Consider the following 24,248-nt stretch of genomic DNA (forward strand, 5'->3'; position numbering starts at 1 on the left):
AAATAACCTTACTTTCAGGATGAAAAAATGATTTAATAGACCAAATTTTATACAAGCTCTCAAATTGAGGGAAAACCTAATAGTGATATAATGACTATAATCCTCATTGTAATCAGCATTTGTTTGCTTATCCTTTGCATAACTTATTTTAAGATCAATGCCTTTCTCGCTTTTTTAGTTGTTTCCTTATTCAGTGGACTTTGTTTGGGTATTCCACCGGCACAGTTGGTGGGTACAGTTGAAAAAGGTGTTGCAGGCGTTATGGGAAGCCTGACTTTAATTATTGTATTGGGCGCAATGTTGGGGAAAATTGTAGCAGAAAGTGGGGCCGCCGAGATTATTGCTGAGCAAATGGTCCGCCTGATGGGAGAACGATATCTTCAGTGGGGGCTTATGTTGACGGGGTTTATCGTTGGAATACCGTTATTTTATGGAATCGGATTTGTCTTATTAGTTCCCTTGATATTTTCGATTTCCTACCGCTATAAGTTGCCGGCAGTATATATCGGATTACCGATGCTGGCAGCCCTGTCTGTAACACATGGCTTTATTCCGCCGCATCCTTCCCCAGTTGCATTAGTTGCCCTGTTTCACGCTGATATGGGACTGACACTTATCTATGGTCTGTTGATCGCCATACCTGCTATTATTTTGGGTGGGCCAATTTTTGGAAGAAGCCTCAAAAATATACGGGCAAGTCAGGAATCAATTTTTAGCGAGAAAGATCGTTCGGAGTCAGCGCAGTATCCGCGCCCGACAGTGGGGGTAAGTCTGGCTGTTGCCTTGCTGCCGGTATTGCTCATTGTCTTATTTACATTGCTTCCTTATTGCTATCATACAACCAATATAGCGCTGCAGCAGGGAGTTAAGTTTATCGGCAACCCTACCGTTGTTATGGTTATTGCGGTCGGTGTAGCAACCTATTTATTAGGATTGAAATTGGGACGATCGATGGCCAATGTGATGACAATCTATGAGTCTGCGGTGAAAGATATTGCCATGATTCTATTGATTATTGCTGGATCGGGAATCTTTAAACAAGTTATGGAGGACAGTGGAGTTAGTCTGTTATTGGCCAATACCCTGCAGCAGCTCCCCATTTCACCTTTACTGTTGGCTTGGTTAATTACAGCTGTTATCAGAGGTTGTGTCGGCTCGGCCACAGTAGCCGCCTTGACAGCCGCTGGTGTTCTGCTACCTATTGTTACAGGGGGAAAAGCGGACCCTAACCTTATGGTATTGGCGATAGGAGCCGGAAGTCTGATGTTCTCCCATGTCAATGATGCCGGATTTTGGCTATTTAAAGAGTATTTTGGCCTAAGCGTAAAGGATACGTTATTTTCCTGGTCGATCATGGAGGCGATTGTTTCCATTGTTGGGCTCCTTGCTGTTTTACTATTGCAATTAATTTTATATTAGCTATTATTTTAAACTTTAAAATCGTTAAAGATGTACAACGCAGACGAACAATTCGAAAAATTAGGTTTGACATTACCTCCAGCACCGGCACCTAAAGGTGTCTATAAACCATACGTCATTGACGGCAAGTATCTGTATCTTTCTGGTCACGGTCCCGTACAAGATGATGCTGCATTAATTATCGGTCGCATTGGAAGTGATATCAGTCCTGAAGAAGGCAAACTTGCAGCGAGACAAGTAGGCCTAACCATGTTGTCGACCATTAAAACCAATTTGGGCTCATTGAACAAAATCAAGCGTGTGATCAAGGTATTGGGTATGGTCAACTGTACCTCGGATTTTCTTTATCATCCAGGTGTAATTAACGGCTGTAGTGAACTATTCGCTGCGGTTTGGGGAGAAGAGAATGGTATTGGAACACGTAGTGCAGTTGGATTTGGATCTTTGCCCGATAATATTCCCGTAGAAATCGAAGCATTATTTGAGTTATACTAATCGGAATTGTATGGAAACTTGGTGCCATATACATGATGTTGATCAGGTCGATTCGCCAGCCTTGCTGGTCTATCCTGATCGCATTGTCAAGAACATAGACCGCGCTTTACATATTGTGCATGGGCGGGCTGATCGATTGCGGCCGCATATCAAAACGAACAAGTGTCGGGAAGTATGCCAACTGATGATGGATAAGGGGATTACAAAGTTTAAGTGTGCAACCATTGCAGAAGCTGAACTATTGGGTGTTATCGGTGCAAAAGATGTTTTGCTGGCATACCAGCCCGTAGGGCCAAAGATAGATCGTTTTTTGAATCTTGTAACCGCCTTTCCGGAGACACATTTTGCCTGTCTTGTGGATCATGTCGATGCAGCACAGGAGATTTCAAAGTGGAGCTTGTCGAAAGGCTTACGCAGCGCTGTTTATCTGGATGTTAATATTGGCATGGGCCGTACAGGATTACCTTTAGAAGGGATTGAGCGTCTCGTTATGGATATCCATCTTTTGGAAGGTATTCAGTTGGTAGGTGTGCATGGTTATGACGGTCATATTCATGATAAGGATTATAAACTTCGCGAAAAGCAATCCCAACATTCATATGGTATACTCGAAACTGCCTATCTTATGGCGCAGGTGTCCACTTCTAAACCTTTGACTAAAGTTATTGGCGGTTCACCAAGTTTCCCTTTTCATGCCGAACGCAGCGATGTAGAATGCAGTCCCGGAACGTTTGTGTTTTGGGATTTCGGCTATGCCGAAAATTACGCAGAACAGGATTTTATGCTTGCGGCGGTACTTTTGACGCGAGTCGTTTCTATCGTTGATCACAAGCACCTTTGTTTGGACCTGGGGTATAAATCAGTTGCATGTGAATCGCCGCAGCCTCGCGTCAAGTTTTTCGATCCCCGTATTGGCGAAATAAAAATGCAGAGTGAAGAACATTTGGTTGTTGAAGTTTCCAATACTGCACAATTTAATATTGGCGATGCGCTGTATGCTGTGCCACGACATATCTGTCCGACAGTAGCTTGTTATGGCGAACTTCAAGTTGTCAATGAACGGCAGGCAGATCAAATTTGGACTGTTTATGCGCGAAATAAAAAAATAAATTATTGATATGTACGAATTTGAAATGCCATTTTTGGTCGATGCACATTTGGATTTGAGTATGAATGCCATGGAATGGAATCGGGATCTTCGATTGCCGATTACTGAACTGAACCGTAGGGAAAAGGGGATGGATGACAAACCCGATCGGGCTAAGGCAACAGTCACTTTTGACGAATTGCGTCGTGGTCATATTGGTTTGGTTGTTGCTACACAAATCGCTCGATTCGTAAAACCCGATAGCCTATTACCAGGCTGGTACTCACCGGAACAGGCATGGGCACAAACACAGGGTCAGCTTGCATGGTATAAAGCAATGGAAGCCGATGGCCAAATGAAAATGATCTGTACAAAAACTGATCTGGACCAGCATTTGGCGCTCTGGTCGGATGGCAGTGATCATGCCGATAAGCCAATCGGATATCTGCTGAGTCTGGAGGGTGCCGATTCCATTGTGGATATCAGCTATCTCGAAACAGCCTATAACTATGGTTTAAGAGCGATTGGACCAGCACATTACGGGCCAGGTAGATATGCCAATGGAACAGATTCATCCGGCAAGCTTAATGAGCAGGGAATAAGGTTGTTGCAGGAAATGGAGCGATTGGGGATGATATTGGACGCGACACACCTAAATGATGATGCTTTTTGGGATGCTGTACAACGTTACCAGGGTGCGATTTGGGCCAGTCATAATAATTGCCGCAAGTTTGTGGATCATAATAGGCAGTTCAGTGATGAAATGATTAAGACACTTGTGGAGAAAAAAGCGGTGATCGGTGTAGCGCTCGATGCTTGGATGATGGTACCGAATTGGGTCCGCGGTGTATCCGACCCTAAAACAAGCAATTGCTCCATGGATATCATGGCCAACAATATTGATCATATTTGTCAATTGGCAGGAAATGTAGATCATGTTGGCGTGGGGAGCGATTTAGACGGAGCATTTGGCCGTGAGCAGTGTCCTTATGATCTGGAAACGATTGCTGATATCCAAAAAGTATTTGGTATCCTGTCAAAAAGAGGGTATGATAACACGGATCTTGAAAAGATTGCCAGCAAGAACTGGCTTAATTTTATGCGAAATGCATTGCCAGAATCTTAAGAAAAGATAATCGAATCTTAAGAAAAGAAATGGAGACATCCTTGAGCACAAATAGGTCAATAACCTACCCAGATGATAGCATGTCTTGAAGAGCAAATAGTTAACAATAGCGAAGCCGAATAAACGAATCAAAACAAACACCTCCAACACCAATTAATAGATGAAACCAGTATTACGCGTGCAATTGTCCCTGATGATGTTTTTAGAGTATTTTATCAAAGGGGCTTGGTTTGTAACTTTGGGAACATACCTCATTAAATCGCTCAATGCCTCGGGTATGGAGGTCGCAAATATTTTTGCGACACAATCCCTTGGTGCTGTATTTGCTCCTTTTTTTGTGGGTTTTGTCGCCGACAGGTATTTTAATGCCGAGCGGGTACTTTCAGCATTACATCTCATTGGAGCTGCACTACTTTACGGGATGTCGCAAGCACCGGATGCGACACATTTTTATCCCTATGTATTTGTCTATTTTATGGCTTACATGTCTTCGCTATCCTTATCCAATGGAATCGCATTCCGGAATATTGAAGACGCGAAGAAGTATTTTCCGGGGGTACGCGTGTGGGGAACGATCGGTTGGATCTGTTCGGGACTCGTGATCAGTTATTTGTTCCGTTGGGATGCTCCCGAATCGATACAGGCAGGTGCCCTGCATAATACCTTTATTATGGGCGCGGTTTGTTCGTTATTATTGGCGGTCTTCAGTCTAGCATTGCCAAAAACACCACCACAGGTGAAGCTTAGAGATGAAAAGTTTGATTTTGGAAAGGCAATCGGTTTGGATGCATTGAAGCTTTTAAAACAGCGGAGTTTTCTGATTTTTTTTGTAACAGCAATTGTCATCTGTATTCCCATTTCGTTCTATTATCAAAATGCGAACCCATTTTTGGTCAACGCCGGAATACCCAATCCCACAGCAAAAATGGCATTGGGGCAATTTTCCGAAGCCATCTGCTTGTTGTTGATTCCATTTTTCTTTAGACGCTTGGGGTATAAAAAGATGATTTTACTGGGCATTGCGGCCTGGGCACTCCGTTATTTGTTTTTTGCTTACGGCGACGGACAGGAACGGTCATTCTTATTGCTGTTCGGAATTTTATTGCATGGCATCTGCTATGATTTTATGTTCGTAGTGGGTCAGATCTATACCGATCGAATTGCTGGTGAAAAATACAAAGCTTCTGCACAGGGTCTTATTACCATCGCGATGTATGGTGTAGGTATGCTGATCGGATTTTGGGTTGCCGGTGCTGTTTCAGATTACCTAAAAACAGCTTATGCTGCTCAATTTTGGGAATATCTTTGGTTTATTCCAGCAGGTATTTCTGGTTTTTGTCTTGTGCTATTTGCCCTGTTTTTTAAAGAGGAGAAAGCGGTGCCGGATATGAAAGCTAGCTAAAGATGCGCTACGTCCAATTAAAGGCAGAACGTTCATAAAAAACGATAACATGGAGCATCTTTGATGGGAAGGTGCTCCATGTCTTGAAAATGTTGATTAGATCATATTGAACCATTCCTGGTATTTTTCACCGATAAAGGGGAGTGGTTTCCGCTCTCCGGAAAATGCGGATATTAATCCTAATATAAGAGCAATAAGTAGGAGCAATCCAACAATACTAATGGCAATTCCGCCAATACCTGGAACAAAACGTAACAGTCCCAACGCCATTCCTGTTACTGAAATTCCTATACTTTGTCGGATATGGAATTGCGCTAAAGCAGTCTTTTCCTTGTTGTTCATAATGATGGCAGCAACAAGGCCGATGATGGTTAAGTAAGAAATAATAGCAATTGTTTTTCCGTCACTTGACGTAGCCTTCTGAATAGGGGTTCTCTCCATGATCCTTTAATGTAAAATGTTTGACTTAAATATTTAAGTCAAATTTAGGAGAGATATCCCTTACATCCTTTAGCTGAATTCAGGGATATTTTAATTATCCTTCGACACTTTCCAGTAATTGCTTTTCATGGAGTTCAAAATATTCACCTCTTTTCTCCATCAATTCAGCATGTGTACCCTGTTCCACAATTTCTCCTTGATCCATCACCAATATATGGTCTGCATTCTTGATTGTCGAGATGCGATGGGCAATAAAAATACAGGTCTTGCCTTTCATGATGCGGCTTAGCGAACGGAGAATTGTTTCTTCTGTTTTTGTATCCACGGCTGAAAGACAGTCATCAAAAATCAATACTTTGGGTTCCTTAATTAAAGCGCGTGCGATGGAAACCCGTTGTTTTTGTCCACCGGAGAGGGTGATACCACGTTCCCCAACGGCGGTTTCAAATCCATCTTCAAAAGCTATAATGTTGTCGTATACAGCGGCATCTTTGGCGGCCTGTTCAACTTGTTGCTGTGTAAAGTGGTCTAAACCAAAGCCTATATTATTGGCAATGGTATCTGAAAATAGGAAAACATCTTGTGGGACAAATCCAACTTGTTGGCGCAAACTTTTGAAATCAAGGTTTTTAATTTCAAGACTATCATAATGAATACTTCCTTTGTCGATATCATACATCCGAAGGAGTAAGTTGGCCAGCGTGGATTTTCCGGATCCTGTTTTTCCGATAATAGCAAGTGTTTTGCCGACCGGAATTTGGAACGATATATTTTTAATCGCCTGAATACCTGTTTCTGGATAGGTAAAGGAGATTCCATCAACCCTGATTTCACCCGCTAGTTCTTTGGTAGCTGTTCCGTTAACAATTGGAGATTCAGTATGGAGAAATTCGTTGATGCGTTTTTGTGAGGCTGCAGCACGTTGTACCAATGAGGTAACCCAAGCCAAAGACATGGCAGGGAAAGTCAATTGGTTGACATAGATGATAAACTCAGCAATATTTCCGGCAGTGACTGTTCCTTTGGCAACTTCAATTCCACCAATATAAATGGTGATTACGGTACTGAGCCCAATAAGCAATAGAATAAGCGGAAAGAAAACAGCCTGCACTTTGACGAGATCAAGAGCCGTATTACGGTAAATGGTACTTTCCTTCTCAAATTCCTGCATTTTATTTTGTTCTCTGGTATAGGTCTTGATCACGCGGATACCAGCAAAAGTTTCCTGCACAAAAGAAGAAAGGTTCGCCAGTTGTTTCTGAATTTTTAAGCTACGCTTGTTAATAATCTTATTGACAAATAAAATAATAACCGATAGAACCGGTATTGGCGCCAATGCATAGGTCGCCAACCGTCCATTGACACTATACATCGCATAGATGACCATGATCGATAAAACTACGGTATTGATCGCATACATGATGGCGGGTCCGAGGTAGTTACGTACCTGATTGACATCTTCGGTGGCTCGGCTCATGAGATCTCCGGTATTGTTCTTCCGAAAGAAACCGAAGTTTAAATCTTGGTAATGATTATAGATCTCATTTTTGAGGTCGTATTCAATATAACGCGACGTTAAAATGATCGTCTGACGCATAAAGAATAAAAATATGCCCCGCAACAGCGAAAGTAGGAGAACGACGAAACCAAAAAACAGGAGACTGGTGCCAAATACCTGGTAGACGAGTTCCTGTCTGTCGAAACCATCAAATAGACGGTATAGATAGATGTTTTCCTGTACCAAATCAAATGCTTCGCGGATTACCTTCGCAGGCAATACCCCGAAATAGTTGGAGATGATAACAAAAATAACCCCTGGAATCAGTTTCCAGCGGTATTTATAAAAGTACTTATTTAAGTAGGCGAGATCCTTCATATTACGAATACAAAAGTAGGACTAATTCATCAAAATGCTTTACGATTTGAGTGAATTTACTGTCATTCGGAAATCAAATGTTAAGTCTTGGATAAAAAAAGTTGTTATGCACAACGAATAATTTTCCTACTTTTGCATCAAGTACCTTAAAAAATTAAAACAAATTAGAGTAGTACATTTTATGTCAACATCTCAAAATTCTATTTTTGAATTGATGAGCCAGTCTGGCCATCAAAACTTATTTTTCTGTAATGATGAATTAGTGGGCTTGAAAGCTATCGTTGCGATCCATGATACAACCTTAGGGCCTGCGATAGGAGGGGTTCGTATGTTACCATACGAAAGTACAGAAGAAGCTATTGAGGATGCTTTACGTTTATCCAAGGCCATTACGTATAAATCAGCCATCACTGGATTGAATTTAGGCGGTGGTAGTGCTGTTATTATTGGGAATAGCCGTTTGGACAAATCTGAGGTTTTATTGCGCCGTTTGGGCCAGTTTATTGAAGGATTGAATGGTAATTTCATTGCTTCTTTGGATGTAGGTACCACACAACGCGATTTAGAACATATTTATACCGAAACTGACCATGTTGCAGGTTTACCAAAAGCAATTCATGGCAGTGGCGTTGGTGATCCTTCGATCTTCGCTGCTCAAGGTGTTTATTTCGGTATAAAAGCATGCTTAAAGGAATTATACGGATCGGAAAATGTTGCTGGTAAAAAAGTAATTGTACATGGAGTAGGTGGTGTTGGTGAGCGTTTAATTGCGATGTTGCGTGAAGAGAATGCGCGTGTATATGTAAGCGATATTACGGAAGAAAAAATGCTAAAAGTAGCGGCTAAGTACAAAGCTGAACCAATACCTTACGGTGAAGTATTCGATCACGAATTTGATGTATATTCTCCCTGTGCATTAGGTGGTACCGTAAATCCAGAATCCGCACAGAAAATGCAATGCAAAATTATTGCTGGTTCTGCCAATAATCAATTGAAAGATGAACTTGTTACAAGTTCTATCCTTCATGAAAGAGGTATATTATACGCTCCTGACTATTTGATCAACGCTGGTGCATTAATCGGCTGTTATTCAGAAATTCAAAATTATGGCGTAGATCACACTGAATTTGTGATCAAAAATATTTATAATGCGACTAGAGACGTGTTAAAAAAATCAAAAGAAGAGAATATCTCTACTTTTGAAGCGGCCAATCGCATCGCGGAGAAGCGTATCCAAGATATTAAAAAAATCAAGAGATAGTCTTCATCCCAAAATCGTTCTTATTTATTATTTTATAAAAAATCGTTCTTTAAAATTACTATGTTAAACAGGAGACACCTGAGGGTAAAAGTAGTGCAAACGCTTTATGCGTACAGTCTTTCGGAAGATAAAGACATCAAAACATTTGAGAAAGCACTATTAAAAAATGTGGATGAAGTTTATGAGATGTATATGTGGACACTGAATCTTTTAGATGAAGTATCTGATTATGTCTTAATAGATGCAGAGGGTAGGGCCAATAAGTTTTTACCAACTGAAAAAGACTTGTCTTTAACGACCAAGTTAAGTACAAACACTTTTATTGAGTCATTGAGACAAAATCCACAATATGGAGAAGGTGTCAAAAAGTATAAGATTTCCTGGAGCTTTGATCCGGAGATCGTACGTACTGTATTTTTGCAGTTAAAGGATTCTGAAGCTTATTTGGAGTACTTGCAACAAGAAGATCGTTCGATCGGTACGGAAAAAGATATCATCAAGCATATCTTTAAAAAGATCATCTTGAAATCGCCGGTTATAGAGCAGGTTTTTGAAGAAAAATTCATCAACTGGCCGGTAGATAAAGAAGTATTGCAAGCGTTGATTGCGAAGACTTTTAAGAATTTTAGTTCTGAAGATCCACGTAAAAATAAACTTGCAGAGATTACGCAAAACTGGAATGATGATAGCGACTATGTCATTGCATTGTTGGGTAAAACTATTCGCAATACAAATGAGTATCAAAAGCTTATCTCTGAGAAAACGAAGAATTGGGAATCAGATCGTATTGCCTTAATGGATACATTATTGATGCGTATGGCCATATGTGAATTGGTTAATTTTCCATCTATTCCAGTGAAAGTGACAATAAATGAGTATATTGAAATTTCTAAGGTATTCAGTACATTGAAAAGTAATACATTTATCAATGGTATCTTGGATAAAATACTGAACGATCTGAACCAACAGGGAAGAATCCAGAAGGCAGGTCGTGGTTTAAGAGATTAAAACCAAACGCATAAATAATTTATACGAATGAAAAACTTTGGCAAATATTCGGTTTTAGCTTTGTCGGCAGTACTTTTATTTTCTTGTGGAAATGCACAAAAAGGAAAAGAAGAAGGAGCCACGACAGCGACTGAAACAGCAGCTGCGGATAGCCTTTCTAAGGCAGCAGCACAATTGGGAAAAGTAGAATTTGAAGAGTCTGCATTTGATTTCGGTCAGGTGAAGGAAGGCGCACAGGTAAAACATACCTTTGTGTTGAAAAATTCGGGTGATGCACCTGTTATTATCTCGAAAGTGACTGCTTCATGTGGTTGTACGCAACCTGAGTTTTCGAAAAGCCCTATTTTGCCAGGTGGAAAATCTGAGATCCATGTAACTTTCAATAGTGAAGGACAGGTTGGTAAACAGCAGAAGATCATTACGATTCAATCGAATGCTTCCAATGGCTTAACAACGGTGCAGCTCAAAGGCGAAGTATTAGCAAAATAACACATTATTAAACGATATAATAACAAATGAATACAGTATTATTACAAGCAGCAGGTGGCGCCGGTTATGGTCAACTGATAATGATGGTTGGTCTAGTTGTGGTATTTTATTTCTTCATGATCAGACCACAGATGAAAAAGCAAAAAGACCATAAGAAATATATTGAGCAATTAGGTGTAAATTCAAAAGTGGTAACTACAGCTGGTATTCATGGCCGTATTGTAGAAGTATCAGACACTACTTTCTTAGTCGATGTAGGTTCGGGTGTAAAAATCCGTTTTGATAAATCAGCAATTGCTTTAGATGCTTCTAAGGCTGCTAACAATACGGAGAAGAGCGCTTCTTAAGCTCTTTCCTGAAAGAAATGAAAGCCAGTTTTCTACGAAAACTGGCTTTTTTTATTATGTTCCCGGTAAAACGATTACGCTGGGGAACGAATCCCGAATATAAAAAAGGTGCACTGATATCCCTGATTTTTGATAACATAAAATAATATTTTGGTAGCAATTTTATAATTTCGTCTTACGAGATTTAGTCTAAAATGTATCCCTATTCGAATTAGTATAGTGAATATTTTGTATATTTAGACATCGGAGGTTATTATGACATCATTAGAATTGAAAGAAGAACGCAGAAAATTAAATCAAGCAGCGAAACAGGCTTCTGAAATTGCGAATAAGGAGAACCGGGCTTTAGATTTATCGATCCAGATCATTGAGGGCGGATATGTTGTTGAAAAACGTGTAGACGGAAGTCGTCAGATTATTAAAAAAATAGATCGGATAAAGAGTAAAGTTAAATTAAAAAAAGGTATTGTTTTATGCCTAGGGCCAAAAGATTGAGGGTATTTGCCGGTCCAAATGGTTCGGGTAAATCAACTTTATATAAGCAAATCAGTAGCCAGTTTAATACTGGCTATTTTGTTAATTCAGACGAAATTGAACAGGATATTAGTAAAGCTGGATTTATAAATCTTAATAGGTTTGGATTAAAACTTACTCAGGAAGACTTGGATCAATTTCTAGGCAGGGATCAATCTATAGCCTATTACGGAAGGCCGAAGAGTCAGGACACCCTATATCTATTGCTATCCGTGAAAATATGATCGTAGATAAGTCTAGAGATACTCATAGTTATGAAGCGTCACTTATTACCTCTTTTATACGGTATCATTTACTCGAAAATGGTATCAGCTATTCATTTGAGACTGTTATGAGTCATCCATCTAAATTGGATGAAATTGATGAAGCAAGTGAAAGAAAATATAGGACGTATTTTTATTTTGTTTGCTTGGATGATCCATTGATTAATATTTCTCGGGTTGAAATTAGAAAAGAGAAGGGGGGGCATGGTGTGCCAAAAGATAAAATAGTCGAAAGATACTATCGTACACTGACCAATTTATTGCCAGCGATAAGAGCTAGTGAAAAAGCTTATCTATTTGACAACTCTGATGAAACAATGGTTCTGATAGCAGAAGTATTGCGTGGAGGGGGTACTGTTTTATTGCCGGAAAATAAGCTTCCAAATTGGTTTATTCAATACGTTGTTAATAAAATTGACGAATAAGCTTTTTCCTGAAAGAAATGAAAGCCAGTTTTCGTAGAAAACTGGCTTTTTTTATGCTGTTAATAGAAAGCCCAGGCAAGAGCGTTCATATAAATTGTTAGCATAACAAAGCTTTAGATTACTCCACAATAAATGGAATTCGAAAAACCGCCATCTAAGGTATCCCATATTGCGACATAGACATGGAAATCAGTGATTTTTCGCTTTAACCGGTCAAATTGAACGGAACAAGATCCATCACTTACAGGTGCGATAGAAGTTCTTAAATGGGATTCATTAAAAGGGTCCAATAATACCAGGTTGATTTTATATACGCTATCACTATAGTGATCATCTGCTTCCCAGCTCAGGTCGATTACATCATTGTTGATACTGACTTGGCAGTTGGATAATGGGGTTAGCGGACCAGAAAATAGAAGCAGTCGTTCTGGATTAACAAAAGGGTTATTCTCTGCGTCTATTTCGATGGCCTCTTTAAAAATATGCCGTTGTGCCAATTGGAATGCACCTACGCGACTTCCTTTTTCCGCTAAAAACTGGTAACCAAATTCAAGAAGCCGCTTATTATGGCCGGCAAACTTACCGGCTACTTGCTGTTTTTTTCTGTTTAAGAGTTCCGCCGCACTTGGTGGGGAGCTGCGTTTTCGTTTTGGGCCGCGCACCACATTTTGATCCTTCAACATGTAGGCACTCACCGATCCAAATTTACCAATAATAGGTCCATTCGGACCGTTTTGTAAAATTGCCATAGCTATTCCTCTTTTAGTTTATAATTCTTGTATTGAGCTTATTGTCAATTTACTACTATTTTCTTAATTAATTTAGTAGTAACACTATTTTTACAGGGTATTAACAAGGGTTTATCAGGGGATTGACCCCTGTTATACCCCTGTTAACCCCCTGTAATACCCCCGTTAACCCCCTGTAAATATAAAACGTAATAGTTATCAAATACAATCGTTTTTGCGATGTTGTTTTTCATTTGTTTTTAGGATTTGATCCACTGATGGAAAACGCAGGTACTGGAGGGGCCTTGTTTCGAAATCTATATCGTGACTTTATTAAGGAAAGTTATGATCTGCTCGGAATAGAGCAGATCGCTGAGGTTCACCATGAGTTTGCGCAGATTGCATTATTGTGGACATCCCTGGCGGAATTGTTTGGTCAAATTGCGGAGACAGCCAGTTTTGATGATGTGCAGCAGGCATCAGAAATTTTCAGAACCATTGCCACAAAAGAGAAAAATGCAATGGAAATATTGCTGTCTTTAAGATGAAATGCAGATAAGAACACAGATTTTTACGCAAATTGATTAAGTTTGTATCATGGCGAATGCAGTTCGAATAAATAAGACCCAACGGCGTAAGATTAATGTCTTCGTGCGTTGTGTTGGAATTTCGTTGTTAGCTTGGTTATTGTTTTCGATCTCCAATCAATATACTGTTTCCGTCAAGGCGGCGATTGAATATGTCAATCTTCCCGAGAAACGCGCATTTCACCCCCAGCAATCCGATACGGTAAAAGTGAAGCTGGAGATGACAGGATGGCAATTCCTGTTTTCCAAAGCTGCATTGGAAACCCCAAAGGTTCAGGTGGACCTAAGCTCGTTAAAAACCAAAGACTGGATTGTTTTTTCCAACCAATTGGGCTTTATCAACCGACAGTTTCCACATGAACAACGCGTGGTGTCAGTTAGCCCAGATACCTTGTTTTTTGATTTTTCCAAACAGACCCAGCGTAAGGTGCCTGTAAAACCCCTTGCAAATATCGGATTTAAACGTGGCTACGGTTTTATCGCTGATACCAAAGTTACACCAGCTTATGTGACAATCACCGGACCTTACGAGGATGTTTCGGCTATCGAGTATTGGGAAACGGATACCGTTAGAGGGAAAGAAGTCGAAACCGACGTTCGGACCGTGGCCAACCTGGCACGTAACCAAAAAGCGAATATCAATGTTTATCCGACTTCGGTCGAGGTGCTCATGCCTGTAGGTGAATTGACAGAGAAAATAATCGAGTTGCCCGTAAAAGTGGAGAATGGCCAACGTTATAGCTCGGTCAGGCTTAGTCCGAGCAAAGTTGTCGTCACGGTGTTGATGTCTGTCAAAGATTATAATAACTATACATCGCGAGATTTTGAAGCAGTGGTCGATTTGTCCGATTGGGAGAAAAACGAGGTGCAATATCTGCCTATTTTGCTGACCAAAGTACCGGACTATTGTAAGGTAATTAGCGTTGTACCTCAAAACGTGGACTTTTTTGTACGTAAATAACAATATTTTCATGAAGATTGGAATAACAGGTGGAATTGGATCCGGTAAAACATTTATCTGTCAGCTTTTTAAAGCCATGACTGTACCTGTTTATAATGCTGATGATGAGGCGAAGGAATTGATGAATTCCGATTTGCGAATCAAAGCTCGCTTGATTGCGGAGTTCGGCGAAGAGACCTATAAGGATGGGAAACTGGATCGGGCTTTTTTGGCTGAACAGATATTCTCCGACAAGGCGAAGCTCGAACTTGTGAACAGCATTGTACACCCCGTCGTTATTCAGGCGGCAAAGGACTGGGCTGAACAGCAAAAGTCCCGTTATTCACTCAAAGAGGCTGCTTTGCTTTTTGAAAGTGGGTCCTACAAGGATCTTGATTATACCATACTGGTTACTGCGCCTTTACCCATACGCGTTAAACGTGTCATGGAACGTGATGCTGTTACTGAGGAACAGGTCATGGAGCGAATTAATAAGCAACTATCTGACGAAGAAAAATTAAAATTGGCAGACTTCGTCATCATTAATGATGGAACCACTCCGCTATTACCGCAGGTGTGGACTTTGCATCAAAAGTTTCTAAAATAATATGATGTCTACACTATTGGCTGACTTCTTAGTCAGAAAGCCAGAAGGCTATTACTGCCGTTATGGTGATTTTTTTATTGATGCCAGCAATCCCGTTATGCACAATGTCGTATCTCATGCCCATGGCGATCATGCCAGCTCAGGACACGACTATGTGTATGCCACACATGCGACTTCAGTTTTTATGACTTATCGGTATAAACAAAATCGCAAAGATTCTTATCAGGTCAAATTGTTTAATAGTCCCTTTAAAATAGGTGCAGTCGAAATCACATTTTTACCAGCAGGTCATATACTGGGGTCAGCACAGATTCTAATGGAATATCGGGGGGTACGTTACTTGTACACCGGCGATTACAAGTTACAAGCTGATGATACCTGTGAGCCGATCAAAGTGCAGCAGGCTGATGTCCTCATTACGGAAAGTACCTTTGCAAATCCGGATATCAGCCATCCCGATCCGGCGGAGGAGATAAAAAAACTTGATGGACATGCCAGTAATATCTTATTAGGTACTTATGTGTTGGGCAAGGCGCAGCGAATTACTGATTTGATCAACAGGTACTGCCCGGATCGAAAAGTGCTTGTGCATAGTGGAATATTGCCTTACCATCGCCTTTATGATCAACACGGGCTGAAGAAATTAGACTACGAGCCCTACAACAGAAAAGAAATGAAACAGGGCGAACAGAACAAAGTTTACTTGGTACCGCCGATGACCTTCAATAGTTATTTTAGGGCGACCAAAGTATTACGTGCATTTGCCTCAGGCTGGAAACGTTTACAGGCTCAGAATGATATCGAGCTGTATATTTCTGATCATGTGGACTGGAATGACATTCTTCAGTACATTAAAATGGTAAATCCCAAAGAAGTTTGGACACTACACGGTGACGGAAGCATTTTAAAACGTTATTTCAACGAAAAATTGATCGTGCGTGATGTGCTTTCTGCATAAGTAAGTTGTGTCGATAACTCCGCTGGTAAACCTAGCGGAGTTCGCTATTTCATATTGACAATTTTGTCAACGATATAAACCGTGTTTCCGCGCCAGGGAAGGACACCATGATATTCTTTGTAGCGCAGATCGAAGTATTTTCCACTATTGAGCTCCAGTTGACGGAATATCGAATCATCTTCAATAGAAAATTCAAATTGATTGCTGGCGATACCACCCGTTTTGATACTTCCAAATCCCTCCTGGATGAGCTTGCCTTCGTAGGTCTTGAAAATATTGCCCTTTTTTACAGCATAATTAAGATAGCCAGATTTTACACCTTCACCGAATACATAGTAATACTTCCAGTAAACATAGGAGCCAGCCCCCACAAGGAGGAAAAGGATCAGCAGGAGTAAGAACTTCTTAAATCCGGATTTTTTCGGTTTTTGTTCGGGTAAATTTTCCATCATGTGTGCTAATTAAAACCATTTAATGCAGTGACTAGGACTATGCGCCGGAACGATGATTTTTCTGTCCAACGGATAGTTTCACCTAAAGATAAATAATTAACAGCATAATGACGAATGCATTATACTTAGATTGACGCTTGGCTAGCCGAGTGATTGTCGCTTTGTGCTGTGTTGCTAATTCTATTAGTTATTTTTCGGTTTTCTTAGTCTATAATGCTAATTTTTGTAAATTTGGATCATGGATCCCGAACAGGTACATCGCAAGATTATTCATTTGGATATGGATGCATTTTATGCCTCTGTAGATCAGCGTGATTTTCCCGAATATCGGGGAAAAGCGATTGCAGTGGGTGGTTCCCCGGATGGGAGGGGAGTCGTTGCAACGGCCAGCTACGAAGCGCGAAAGTTTGGCGTCAAATCTGCTATGAGCTCCCGAAAAGCTCTCCAGTTGTGCCCCCATATTATCTTTACCTATCCTCGCTTCGATGTTTATCGCCAGGTTTCATACCAAATTCGGGAGATTTTTCTCCGTTATACGGATTTAATCGAACCGCTTTCCCTGGATGAGGCTTTTTTGGATGTGACCATAGACAAACAGGGTATTGGTTCGGCTATTGATATCGCCAAAGCAATTAAAGAGGCTATTAAAGAAGAGTTGAATCTGACCGTCTCTGCTGGTGTTTCCGTCAATAAATTTGTTGCAAAGATTGCTTCGGATATGGACAAGCCCAACGGCTTAACATTTATAGGTCCTTCGAAAATTGTCAAGTTCATGGAGTCATTGCCCGTGGATAAGTTTTTTGGCGTAGGAAAAGTAACCGCGAAAAAAATGCATGAACTGGGGCTTTTTACTGGGCTCGATTTAAAAAAACAACGCGAGGAGGATTTGGTGCGCTGGTTTGGAAAGACTGGGCACTTTTTTTACCGTATCGTACGCGGGATCGACGACCGTCCTGTTGTCCCCAATCGCAGCAGTAAATCGGTCGGGATTGAGGATACTTTTGGCGAGGATGTAGAAGCATTTGAAGAATTAAATACCATTTTGCAACGGCTCTGCAAACAGTTGTGGACACGCATCGGGAAAAAGGAAATCTCTGGAAGAACCTTAACCATAAAAATTAAATATGCCGATTTTGTTCAGTTGACACGCAGTATAACCTTAGAAAATAGTTTTGATTCGGAAGACAAAATTTACGCCACTGCCCATAGTTTGTTGAGTAAGGTTGAGCTGGTGAACAAAGTAAGGTTGTTGGGTGTTTCGATATCAAATTTTGTGGAAGAAGCTGATTTTCCAAAGGAAGGTATACAGCTAACACTTTTCGAGCATCGTCCTTAGCAAGGAATCATCCGGCTTAATCAAGTCTTTGCTAAGCCATATGGTACGCGCAATCTGAATTAAGCTTGTTACAGGCAAAATCGTCGTTATTTGTCACAATTCTTTATCTTAGCCAAAATAATTAATAAACATATCCAAAAATTAATGAATACGGTTTCAAGAGTACTCTTAGGTGCGTCTATCGTTTTTTTAGTGCATGAGGTTGGTTTTGCACAAAAGAAATTGGATTTTGCACAGTCCTGGGGGCAAAAGCCATCGTTGACAGTTCGCACGAATCAGTATCCTGGCTGGGCAGACGGGACAGCTTATCTGGAAAATGATGTAAATGATGGTCGTTTATATCAGGTTAACATTAAATCAGGTCACAGAAGCATTTATACAGTTCCTCCTAAAGAAGGGACGGTTGTCTATGTCGAAAACAATGATATCTTCCTGAAAAGTACAGATAGTGTAGCCAAGAAGTTGACCAACTCTCCTGATGTTGCTGAACAGAATCCGACCTTATCGCCGGATGGTAAATATGTTGCCTTTACCCGCAAAAGCAATTTGTATAGCGTGGACGTGACTTCGGGAAAGGAAATGCAATATACAAATGATGGTACCGACGTTATTTATAATGGTTGGTCATCTTGGGTATATTACGAGGAAATTCTTGGGCGTCCAACAAAATACAAAGCTTTTTGGTGGTCTCCGGACAGCCGTAAAATCGCCTTCATGCGTTTCGATGATACCAAGGTTCCTATGTTTCCGATTTATTCGTCCAAAGGCCAGCATGGTTACCTGGAGGAGACAAGATACCCCAAAGCTGGAGACCCAAATCCGGAGGTGAAGGTGGGTATCGTTCATCTCGATGGGGGGAACGTTACCTGGGCTGATTTCAACGAAAAAGATGATCAGTATTTTGGGCAGCCTTACTGGGCCTTTGATAGCAAAAATGTGATGGTGCAGTGGATGAACAGGGATCAGAACAATTTGAAGTTTTATCAAGTGGATCCGAATTCTGGTTCTAAAAAAGAAATCTACGACGAGCGTCAGGCTTCATGGATCAATTTGGATCACGATGAGCGTATCACCTATCTTGCGGACAACAAATATTATATCTTAAAATCGGATAAGACGGGCTGGGCGCATTACTACCTCTATAAATTGGACGGAACATTGGTCAATCCAATTACTTCCGGCGAATGGCAGGTAACCGAATTAAAACGGATTGATGAAAAAAATAAGGTGATTTATTTTACCGCACGTAAAGAAAATTCGGCACGTTTTGATTTATACCGCGTGGATTATTCGGGTAAAAATTTAAAACGTCTGACTTTCGGAGAATACTCACACGATGTCAATGTATCGCCTGATGGTAAGTATTTTATTACCAAATACTCCAATGTGAGTACACCCGATCGGTTTGCTTTGTTGGATAACCAAGGTAAAGTCGTCCGTCAGTTAGCAGATAGTAAAGCGGCTGATTTTGCTTCGTATACGTATGGTAAAACCGAATACTTACATCTTAAATCAGATGATGGTTTGTTCGATCTTCCATTGACAATTACTTATCCGACAAATTTCGATAAATCAAAAGTTTACCCTGTTGTTTTCAGTATCTATGGTGGTCCTGATGCTGGAACGGTAAAAGATACCTGGAAAGGAACGAATAATCAATATTGGGCTAATGAAGGAATTATTCAAGTCTCTGCAGATCACCGGGCATCTGGTCATTTTGGTAAACAAGGTGTTGCTTATATGCACCGCAATCTTGGTCACTGGGAGATTATTGATTATTCAACGATTGTTAAATGGTTAAAATCGCAACCTTGGGTAGCTAAAAACAAAGTGCTTATCACCGGGCATAGCTACGGAGGGTATATGACTTGTTTAGCGATGACGAAGGCCGCAGATGTATTTGATTTTGGTATTGCCGGTGCTCCAGTAACCTCATGGGATCTGTACGATAGCCATTATACTGAAAGATGGATGGATACGCCTCAAGACAATCCTGAAGGCTATAAAGCTGGTTCTGTGTTAACCTACGCAAATAACTATAAAGGCGTTTTGCGTATTATGCATGGCGATATGGATGATAATGTTCATTTACAGAATACAATCCAACTTGTTGATAAATTGACAGATCGAAGTGTTCCTTTTGAGTTGATGATCTATCCGGGAAGCCGTCATGGATTTGACCGTTCGAAAAGTAAATATGATTCTAATGAGCGTGCGCGTTTCTACTATCAATACTTATTGGAGAAGCCGCTTCCCAAAGAATTTAAATAGGCATAGTTCGATATACCCTATAGAATCCCCTGTCCATTCGGATAGGGGATTTTTTTTTATGTTAAATATTATAAAAAAAATGATTTTTATGGGAGTGTAAATTGTTGAAAATTAAAAAATATGGCATCTTTGTAGAAGTTTATTCAAAGAAAAAATGATTCAATTCCTAAAGGAAAGTACTTTTGCTGTTAATGAGGTTTTTAATAAGTCATGGGAGTTGCTGAAAAGACATTATTTTTCAGTGGCGGGGCTTTGTTTTTTACTGTTCGTGACCTCCGGACTCTCTAATTATCTCGCGACCACCATCAGTGATTTCAATGTGGTGTTGAGTGGTTTTATGGCATTTTTTTTCATGGTGATGTATTTCGGATTGAATATGACTTTATTTAAGTATATCTTAAGTCTGATTGATGGAAATCATGATAAGAAATTGATCCAGTGCATCCCTAGTTCTAAGGAGCTCGCCTATTTTTTTGGCGCAATGTTAAGTATAATGGTGCTCTCCATAGCACTCCTGATGATTTTAGGAGCCATTTCTTTACCATTCCTTTATCTATTTGAAAATGGTGACAATCGGATGGAGTTGATGAGCAACTTTACGATGTTTGTTGTTTTTGTCGCGGCAATATTGACTTTCATCTTGATTATTAGAGTGGCATTTTATCCATTTTTCATTATTGATAAACACGCGGGCACATTGAGGTCATTACGCTTCAGTTTTGCACTGACAAAGGGCAATGTATTCAAACTATTATTGATTTTGGCTGTATTTGCTTTTTTTCAGTTATTGCAGATGTATTTTAATTATTTAGAATATTACATAATTTTTATTATTTTGAACCTCGTGAGTTCTTTCTTGGTGGTACCTTTGGCTAGTATTGTTGTTTCGGTCGCTTACCGATCCATGATGGCGGATTACCATGGGGGAGAGGATCCAAAGATTTTAAATAATATATTTTAATTAATAGCAAAGGTTTTGAGTAAAAAAGGAATTGCCATTTTAGGGGCAACGGGAAGTATAGGTACACAAGCCTTGGATGTGATTAGAGCCTTTCCTACTAAATTTGAAGCAATCGTTCTGACCTGTGGTAGCAATGCCACATTGTTGGTTAAACAGGCCTTGGAGTTTAAGCCCAAAGCGGTTGTTGTAACAGATTCCCTTCAGTACAGTTATGTGCAGGATGCTTTAAAAGGACATGATATCGCTGTTCTTTTGGGAGAAGCAGGACTGGTTGAAGTGGTGCAGTACGAAGAAGTAGATGTTGTTTTGAATGCGATCGTTGGATCTGCGGGATTAAAACCTACTGTTCAAGCAATTCAATCGAAAAAAGATATTGCGCTGGCCAATAAGGAGACGCTGGTTGTCGCCGGTGAGCTGATTATGGCTTTAGTGAAAGAATATGGTGTACGCATGCTTCCTGTAGATTCGGAGCATTCGGCGATTTTCCAGTGTTTGGCTGGCGAGGAGCATAATCCAATCGAGAAAATATATATCACAGCTTCCGGAGGACCCTTTCGTGGTAAAAAGAGAGCAGATCTTCTCGCAGTGACTAAGGCTGAAGCCTTGAAACATCCCAATTGGTCGATGGGTGCCAAAATTACGATTGACTCAGCATCCTTGATGAATAAAGGGCTGGAAGTGATTGAAGCAAAATGGCTCTTCAATCTGGCAATAGATCAGGTCGATGTGATTGTACATCCCCAATCTATTGTACATTCGCTGGTTCAGTTTCAGGACGGTTCCATGAAGGCCCAAATGGGGGTTCCTGATATGAAATTGCCGATCCAGTATGCACTGACCTATCCGGCACGTTTTGAAAACAGTTTTGAGCGATTTAATTTCATGGACTATCCAACGCTCAGTTTTGAAAAAGCAGACATGGAAACTTTTCGGAACTTGGCACTTGCCTATGAGAGCCTTCGTGCCGGCGGAAATAGAAGCTGTGTATTAAATGCAGCCAATGAAGTTGTTGTGGATGCCTTCCTGAAAGATCAAGTTGGGTTTTTGGAAATGAGTGATATTATTGAACAAACATTAGATAAAGTAGAATTCATTGCGACACCGACGCTGGATGATTATCTGGAGACGGATCGTGTCGCAAGATTAATAACAAAGGAAATAATCAAAGATTAAATTTTAAAAAGCATACATGGGTGTTTTAATTATGGTCGGACAAGTGATTTTAGGCTTGTCAATTTTAATTGTTCTACATGAGTTAGGACATTTCTTAGCAGCACGTGCATTTGGTATCAAGGTGGAAAAATTTTATCTGTTCTTTGATGCCTGGGGAGTGAAATTATTTAAATTCAATTATAAAGGATGTGAATATGGTATTGGCTGGTTGCCTTTAGGTGGTTATGTCAAGATTGCGGGTATGATCGATGAATCGATGGATACTGAGCAATTAAAGGGTGAGCCACAACCTTGGGAATTTAGATCAAAACCAGCTTGGCAACGTTTAATCGTTATGCTTGGGGGGATTATTGTCAATATTGTGGTCGGCGTTGTTGTCTTTTGGATGCTGACTTTTAAAATGGGCAATACAGATATCAAAATGGATCAGCTGGTAAACGGTATTGTTCCGGGATCCATTGGTGAATCCATTGGTTTGAAAGCTGGCGATAAAGTGATTTCAATAGACGGGCACCGTATCGAAAATTACTCGGAGTTGATCAGTTCTAAAGTATTGATGGGCGGAGTGGCACTTACAGTTGAGCGCAATGGTGCAACAACAGAAGTAAAAGTTCCAGCCGATTTATTGAACACGCTTTCAGATAAGAAAGGGGAAAAGTTCATCGAGCCACGTGTTAAAACAACAAGTGTTGCTGAAGTATCACCTGGATCGGCAGCAAGTAAAATGGGTTTTGTGAAAGGCGACAGCATTATTGCGGTGAATGAGGTACAGGTTCCTTTCTTCGACGAGTTTAAAGCACAAATAAAAGCGAATATCAATAAAGCTGTAGCGATTAAAGTTTTACGCAAAGGAACTGAAGTTTCATTGCAAGGGAATGTTCCTGCGGATGCCATGCTGGGAATAGGCATTAATCGTGATTATTCCATCAAATCTTTTACAACGCAATATAGCTTGATGGAGGCATTTCCAATCGGCGCTAAAAAAGCATTTACCGTGATTACGGACAACGCCAAAGGATTTGGCAAGATTTTCAAAGGGGAGGTACGTGCCGATAAAGCATTATCTGGTCCTATTGGAATTGCGACCCTGTTCGGCACAGAAGTGGACTGGATCCGTTTTTGGTCCTTAGTAGGGATGTTGTCTATGGCATTGGCATTTATGAACCTATTGCCTATTCCAGCTTTGGATGGCGGTCACGTATTGTTCTTGTTGGTTGAAATGATACAAGGTAAGCCATTGAGCGAAAAATTCCTGGAGAAAGCACAAATGGTCGGTTTCTTTATTTTATTGGCTTTAATGGTCTTTATATTCGGAAACGATATTTTTAAGCTATTTAAATAAATTCAATTGGTCAAACAGCCAATATGCTGATGGCCTACATCCCATAAAAAAAGGCTTAAAGCCAATCATGGTCGGAAGAAATTCCGACCATTTTTTATGGTAAGGAGGTATTGAATAAAATAGCCTGCAGTTCGGTTTATACCATTCATCTACGCTATTGGGTTTCATTTGCTTTCATTGTACCTGTTCCAAAATACGAGACGAAGGTTTTTCTAACAATAAATTGTTTATTTATATTGCATTTAAAAAACAATTTTTCTAAGTTTGACCATGGATGGAAGAAATAGAGCAGATGTAAAGCCAGGCATGTTGGTGAATATAATCTTAAAAAAGGACCAACGTACAGGAAATTTAACAGAAGGCATTGTGAAAGACTTGCTGACATCATCCTCATATCATTCGAGGGGAATTAAAGTCAGGTTGACGGATGGCCAAGTAGGAAGAGTGGCTGAAATTATTGAAGATGATTTTTAAGGTATAGGCTACCGATCTTTATTTCTCTTTACTTAATCTTTTCTAACGGTATTGACACGGAGAGATTTACTACCTATGATGTTCTTATTGTATAAATCAAACTAAAAGCTTGTTGGATTGTTAATAGTGAACATTTTGAAATAAAATTTGTATAATAACATAATTATTGCTAACTTTTTTCTGTATTTTTTATTTTATTACATATTTATATAATATTGTTTTTATAATTATTAAAATGATAGCTTT

Annotated in this window: 26 protein-coding genes; 22 read left to right on the forward strand and 4 right to left on the reverse strand. The window is 40.1% G+C overall.

The genetic code is table 11. From position 1 onward, the window contains the following. Positions 1 to 90 precede the first annotated feature (90 nt). The 5 genes from IQ31_RS02655 to IQ31_RS02675 all read left to right on the forward strand — a co-directional run bounded on the left by IQ31_RS02655 (position 91) and on the right by IQ31_RS02675 (position 5,529). Positions 91 to 1,419 (forward strand): GntT/GntP/DsdX family permease, encoded by a 1,329-nt coding sequence (locus IQ31_RS02655; protein ID WP_088162148.1) that lies wholly within the window; start codon positions 91 to 93, stop codon positions 1,417 to 1,419. Between the two features lie 30 nt (positions 1,420 to 1,449). Further along, positions 1,450 to 1,914 carry a RidA family protein gene (locus tag IQ31_RS02660; protein ID WP_075993294.1) on the forward strand — a complete coding sequence of 155 codons (465 nt, stop codon included), beginning with the start codon at positions 1,450 to 1,452 and terminating at the stop codon, positions 1,912 to 1,914. 10 nt (positions 1,915 to 1,924) lie between these two features. Further along, the gene (locus IQ31_RS02665) at positions 1,925 to 3,031 is read left to right on the forward strand and encodes a D-TA family PLP-dependent enzyme (protein WP_088162147.1); all 1,107 of its coding nucleotides are present in this window, start codon (positions 1,925 to 1,927) and stop codon (positions 3,029 to 3,031) included. A 1-nt stretch (position 3,032) separates the two neighbouring features. Continuing rightward, complete coding sequence (locus tag IQ31_RS02670) at positions 3,033 to 4,127, forward strand: dipeptidase (RefSeq protein ID WP_244294311.1); 1,095 nt, start codon at positions 3,033 to 3,035, stop codon at positions 4,125 to 4,127. 160 nt (positions 4,128 to 4,287) lie between these two features. Beyond that, complete coding sequence (locus tag IQ31_RS02675) at positions 4,288 to 5,529, forward strand: MFS transporter (protein ID WP_145327038.1); 1,242 nt, start codon at positions 4,288 to 4,290, stop codon at positions 5,527 to 5,529. A gap of 96 nt (positions 5,530 to 5,625) precedes the next feature. Here the strand turns inward: IQ31_RS02675 and IQ31_RS02680 are convergent, their stop codons facing one another. Together IQ31_RS02680 and IQ31_RS02685 are read right to left on the reverse strand one after the other, a co-directional pair. After that, positions 5,626 to 5,970, reverse strand: a complete 345-nt coding sequence (locus IQ31_RS02680; protein ID WP_088162145.1) for a magnetosome magnetite crystal formation protein family — start codon at positions 5,968 to 5,970, stop codon at positions 5,626 to 5,628. A 94-nt stretch (positions 5,971 to 6,064) separates the two neighbouring features. Next, the gene (locus tag IQ31_RS02685) at positions 6,065 to 7,846 is read right to left on the reverse strand and encodes an ABC transporter ATP-binding protein (protein ID WP_145327039.1); all 1,782 of its coding nucleotides are present in this window, start codon (positions 7,844 to 7,846) and stop codon (positions 6,065 to 6,067) included. Between the two features lie 181 nt (positions 7,847 to 8,027). On the opposite strand from IQ31_RS02685, the gene IQ31_RS02690 reads away from it, so the two are divergent. From IQ31_RS02690 to IQ31_RS27590, 7 genes are all read left to right on the forward strand, one after another. Continuing rightward, positions 8,028 to 9,107 carry a Glu/Leu/Phe/Val family dehydrogenase gene (locus tag IQ31_RS02690; protein WP_088162143.1) on the forward strand — a complete coding sequence of 360 codons (1,080 nt, stop codon included), beginning with the start codon at positions 8,028 to 8,030 and terminating at the stop codon, positions 9,105 to 9,107. 60 nt (positions 9,108 to 9,167) lie between these two features. Further along, positions 9,168 to 10,115 carry a transcription antitermination factor NusB gene (gene nusB / locus IQ31_RS02695; protein WP_070565546.1) on the forward strand — a complete coding sequence of 316 codons (948 nt, stop codon included), beginning with the start codon at positions 9,168 to 9,170 and terminating at the stop codon, positions 10,113 to 10,115. Between the two features lie 27 nt (positions 10,116 to 10,142). Beyond that, positions 10,143 to 10,604: a DUF1573 domain-containing protein gene (locus tag IQ31_RS02700; protein WP_145327040.1), complete on the forward strand. Its 462-nt coding sequence runs from the start codon at positions 10,143 to 10,145 to the stop codon at positions 10,602 to 10,604. A 26-nt stretch (positions 10,605 to 10,630) separates the two neighbouring features. Further along, positions 10,631 to 10,951 (forward strand): preprotein translocase subunit YajC, encoded by a 321-nt coding sequence (gene yajC, locus IQ31_RS02705; protein WP_145327041.1) that lies wholly within the window; start codon positions 10,631 to 10,633, stop codon positions 10,949 to 10,951. A gap of 255 nt (positions 10,952 to 11,206) precedes the next feature. Continuing rightward, positions 11,207 to 11,446, forward strand: coding sequence for a hypothetical protein (locus tag IQ31_RS02710; RefSeq protein WP_088162140.1), 240 nt, complete (start codon positions 11,207 to 11,209; stop codon positions 11,444 to 11,446). Then, complete coding sequence (locus tag IQ31_RS27585; protein ID WP_208734092.1) at positions 11,425 to 11,709, forward strand: hypothetical protein; 285 nt, start codon at positions 11,425 to 11,427, stop codon at positions 11,707 to 11,709. The genes IQ31_RS02710 and IQ31_RS27585 overlap by 22 nt, the downstream gene beginning before the upstream one ends. Next, positions 11,706 to 12,173, forward strand: a complete 468-nt coding sequence (locus tag IQ31_RS27590) for an ATPase (RefSeq protein ID WP_208734094.1) — start codon at positions 11,706 to 11,708, stop codon at positions 12,171 to 12,173. Before IQ31_RS27585 ends, IQ31_RS27590 begins: the two co-directional genes overlap by 4 nt. A gap of 113 nt (positions 12,174 to 12,286) precedes the next feature. Here IQ31_RS27590 and IQ31_RS02720 read toward each other — a convergent pair whose 3' ends face one another. After that, positions 12,287 to 12,922 carry a hypothetical protein gene (locus IQ31_RS02720; RefSeq protein ID WP_145327042.1) on the reverse strand — a complete coding sequence of 212 codons (636 nt, stop codon included), beginning with the start codon at positions 12,920 to 12,922 and terminating at the stop codon, positions 12,287 to 12,289. 257 nt (positions 12,923 to 13,179) lie between these two features. Between IQ31_RS02720 and IQ31_RS02725 the strand changes: the two genes are divergently transcribed. The 4 genes from IQ31_RS02725 to IQ31_RS02740 are packed head-to-tail and all read left to right on the forward strand — an operon-like array spanning position 13,180 to position 15,993. Continuing rightward, positions 13,180 to 13,449 (forward strand): DUF4872 domain-containing protein, encoded by a 270-nt coding sequence (locus tag IQ31_RS02725; RefSeq protein WP_145327043.1) that lies wholly within the window; start codon positions 13,180 to 13,182, stop codon positions 13,447 to 13,449. Between the two features lie 49 nt (positions 13,450 to 13,498). After that, positions 13,499 to 14,449 carry a YbbR-like domain-containing protein gene (locus IQ31_RS02730; RefSeq protein WP_120332691.1) on the forward strand — a complete coding sequence of 317 codons (951 nt, stop codon included), beginning with the start codon at positions 13,499 to 13,501 and terminating at the stop codon, positions 14,447 to 14,449. A 10-nt stretch (positions 14,450 to 14,459) separates the two neighbouring features. Beyond that, on the forward strand, positions 14,460 to 15,035 hold the full coding sequence (coaE, locus tag IQ31_RS02735) for a dephospho-CoA kinase (RefSeq protein WP_208734096.1): 576 nt from the start codon (positions 14,460 to 14,462) through the stop codon (positions 15,033 to 15,035). 1 nt (position 15,036) lies between these two features. Then, positions 15,037 to 15,993: an exonuclease gene (locus IQ31_RS02740; protein ID WP_342212500.1), complete on the forward strand. Its 957-nt coding sequence runs from the start codon at positions 15,037 to 15,039 to the stop codon at positions 15,991 to 15,993. A 44-nt stretch (positions 15,994 to 16,037) separates the two neighbouring features. Here the strand turns inward: IQ31_RS02740 and IQ31_RS02745 are convergent, their stop codons facing one another. Next, positions 16,038 to 16,445 (reverse strand): hypothetical protein, encoded by a 408-nt coding sequence (locus tag IQ31_RS02745; RefSeq protein WP_075993279.1) that lies wholly within the window; start codon positions 16,443 to 16,445, stop codon positions 16,038 to 16,040. 238 nt (positions 16,446 to 16,683) lie between these two features. Here IQ31_RS02745 and dinB point away from each other — a divergent pair, with 238 nt between their 5' ends. The 6 genes from dinB to IQ31_RS02775 all read left to right on the forward strand — a co-directional run bounded on the left by dinB (position 16,684) and on the right by IQ31_RS02775 (position 24,002). Continuing rightward, positions 16,684 to 17,781, forward strand: coding sequence for a DNA polymerase IV (gene dinB, locus IQ31_RS02750; protein ID WP_145327044.1), 1,098 nt, complete (start codon positions 16,684 to 16,686; stop codon positions 17,779 to 17,781). A 144-nt stretch (positions 17,782 to 17,925) separates the two neighbouring features. After that, positions 17,926 to 20,052 carry a S9 family peptidase gene (locus tag IQ31_RS02755; RefSeq protein ID WP_145327045.1) on the forward strand — a complete coding sequence of 709 codons (2,127 nt, stop codon included), beginning with the start codon at positions 17,926 to 17,928 and terminating at the stop codon, positions 20,050 to 20,052. A 154-nt stretch (positions 20,053 to 20,206) separates the two neighbouring features. Further along, complete coding sequence (locus IQ31_RS02760; RefSeq protein ID WP_145327046.1) at positions 20,207 to 21,013, forward strand: beta-carotene 15,15'-monooxygenase; 807 nt, start codon at positions 20,207 to 20,209, stop codon at positions 21,011 to 21,013. Positions 21,014 to 21,028: 15 nt separating this feature from the next. Next, positions 21,029 to 22,186, forward strand: coding sequence for a 1-deoxy-D-xylulose-5-phosphate reductoisomerase (locus IQ31_RS02765; RefSeq protein WP_145327047.1), 1,158 nt, complete (start codon positions 21,029 to 21,031; stop codon positions 22,184 to 22,186). Positions 22,187 to 22,202: 16 nt separating this feature from the next. Next, the gene (gene rseP, locus IQ31_RS02770; RefSeq protein WP_088162129.1) at positions 22,203 to 23,528 is read left to right on the forward strand and encodes an RIP metalloprotease RseP; all 1,326 of its coding nucleotides are present in this window, start codon (positions 22,203 to 22,205) and stop codon (positions 23,526 to 23,528) included. 270 nt (positions 23,529 to 23,798) lie between these two features. Then, positions 23,799 to 24,002 carry a YwbE family protein gene (locus IQ31_RS02775; protein WP_046674525.1) on the forward strand — a complete coding sequence of 68 codons (204 nt, stop codon included), beginning with the start codon at positions 23,799 to 23,801 and terminating at the stop codon, positions 24,000 to 24,002. Positions 24,003 to 24,248 lie beyond the last annotated feature (246 nt).

It is taken from the genome of Sphingobacterium siyangense, assembly GCF_007830445.1.
GTDB lineage: Bacteria > Bacteroidota > Bacteroidia > Sphingobacteriales > Sphingobacteriaceae > Sphingobacterium > Sphingobacterium siyangense.

Excerpts from the sequence above, each read along its gene's own strand:
- IQ31_RS02740 (WP_342212500.1), top strand. The coding sequence starts at position 15,037 with ATGATGTCTACACTATTGGCTGACTTCTTAGTCAGAAAGCCAGAAGGC.
- nusB (WP_070565546.1), top strand. The coding sequence starts at position 9,168 with ATGTTAAACAGGAGACACCTGAGGGTAAAAGTAGTGCAAACGCTTTAT.
- IQ31_RS02675 (WP_145327038.1), top strand. The coding sequence starts at position 4,288 with ATGAAACCAGTATTACGCGTGCAATTGTCCCTGATGATGTTTTTAGAG.
- IQ31_RS02685 (WP_145327039.1), bottom strand. The coding sequence starts at position 7,846 with ATGAAGGATCTCGCCTACTTAAATAAGTACTTTTATAAATACCGCTGG.
- coaE (WP_208734096.1), top strand. The coding sequence starts at position 14,460 with ATGAAGATTGGAATAACAGGTGGAATTGGATCCGGTAAAACATTTATC.
- IQ31_RS02710 (WP_088162140.1), top strand. The coding sequence starts at position 11,207 with ATGACATCATTAGAATTGAAAGAAGAACGCAGAAAATTAAATCAAGCA.
- IQ31_RS02720 (WP_145327042.1), bottom strand. The coding sequence starts at position 12,922 with ATGGCAATTTTACAAAACGGTCCGAATGGACCTATTATTGGTAAATTT.
- IQ31_RS27585 (WP_208734092.1), top strand. The coding sequence starts at position 11,425 with ATGCCTAGGGCCAAAAGATTGAGGGTATTTGCCGGTCCAAATGGTTCG.
- IQ31_RS27590 (WP_208734094.1), top strand. The coding sequence starts at position 11,706 with ATGATCGTAGATAAGTCTAGAGATACTCATAGTTATGAAGCGTCACTT.
- IQ31_RS02690 (WP_088162143.1), top strand. The coding sequence starts at position 8,028 with ATGTCAACATCTCAAAATTCTATTTTTGAATTGATGAGCCAGTCTGGC.
- dinB (WP_145327044.1), top strand. The coding sequence starts at position 16,684 with ATGGATCCCGAACAGGTACATCGCAAGATTATTCATTTGGATATGGAT.
- IQ31_RS02755 (WP_145327045.1), top strand. The coding sequence starts at position 17,926 with ATGAATACGGTTTCAAGAGTACTCTTAGGTGCGTCTATCGTTTTTTTA.
- IQ31_RS02730 (WP_120332691.1), top strand. The coding sequence starts at position 13,499 with ATGGCGAATGCAGTTCGAATAAATAAGACCCAACGGCGTAAGATTAAT.
- IQ31_RS02775 (WP_046674525.1), top strand. The coding sequence starts at position 23,799 with ATGGATGGAAGAAATAGAGCAGATGTAAAGCCAGGCATGTTGGTGAAT.
- IQ31_RS02680 (WP_088162145.1), bottom strand. The coding sequence starts at position 5,970 with ATGGAGAGAACCCCTATTCAGAAGGCTACGTCAAGTGACGGAAAAACA.
- IQ31_RS02725 (WP_145327043.1), top strand. The coding sequence starts at position 13,180 with ATGGAAAACGCAGGTACTGGAGGGGCCTTGTTTCGAAATCTATATCGT.
- IQ31_RS02660 (WP_075993294.1), top strand. The coding sequence starts at position 1,450 with ATGTACAACGCAGACGAACAATTCGAAAAATTAGGTTTGACATTACCT.
- IQ31_RS02670 (WP_244294311.1), top strand. The coding sequence starts at position 3,033 with ATGTACGAATTTGAAATGCCATTTTTGGTCGATGCACATTTGGATTTG.
- IQ31_RS02760 (WP_145327046.1), top strand. The coding sequence starts at position 20,207 with ATGATTCAATTCCTAAAGGAAAGTACTTTTGCTGTTAATGAGGTTTTT.
- IQ31_RS02745 (WP_075993279.1), bottom strand. The coding sequence starts at position 16,445 with ATGATGGAAAATTTACCCGAACAAAAACCGAAAAAATCCGGATTTAAG.
- IQ31_RS02655 (WP_088162148.1), top strand. The coding sequence starts at position 91 with ATGACTATAATCCTCATTGTAATCAGCATTTGTTTGCTTATCCTTTGC.
- rseP (WP_088162129.1), top strand. The coding sequence starts at position 22,203 with ATGGGTGTTTTAATTATGGTCGGACAAGTGATTTTAGGCTTGTCAATT.
- yajC (WP_145327041.1), top strand. The coding sequence starts at position 10,631 with ATGAATACAGTATTATTACAAGCAGCAGGTGGCGCCGGTTATGGTCAA.
- IQ31_RS02665 (WP_088162147.1), top strand. The coding sequence starts at position 1,925 with ATGGAAACTTGGTGCCATATACATGATGTTGATCAGGTCGATTCGCCA.
- IQ31_RS02700 (WP_145327040.1), top strand. The coding sequence starts at position 10,143 with ATGAAAAACTTTGGCAAATATTCGGTTTTAGCTTTGTCGGCAGTACTT.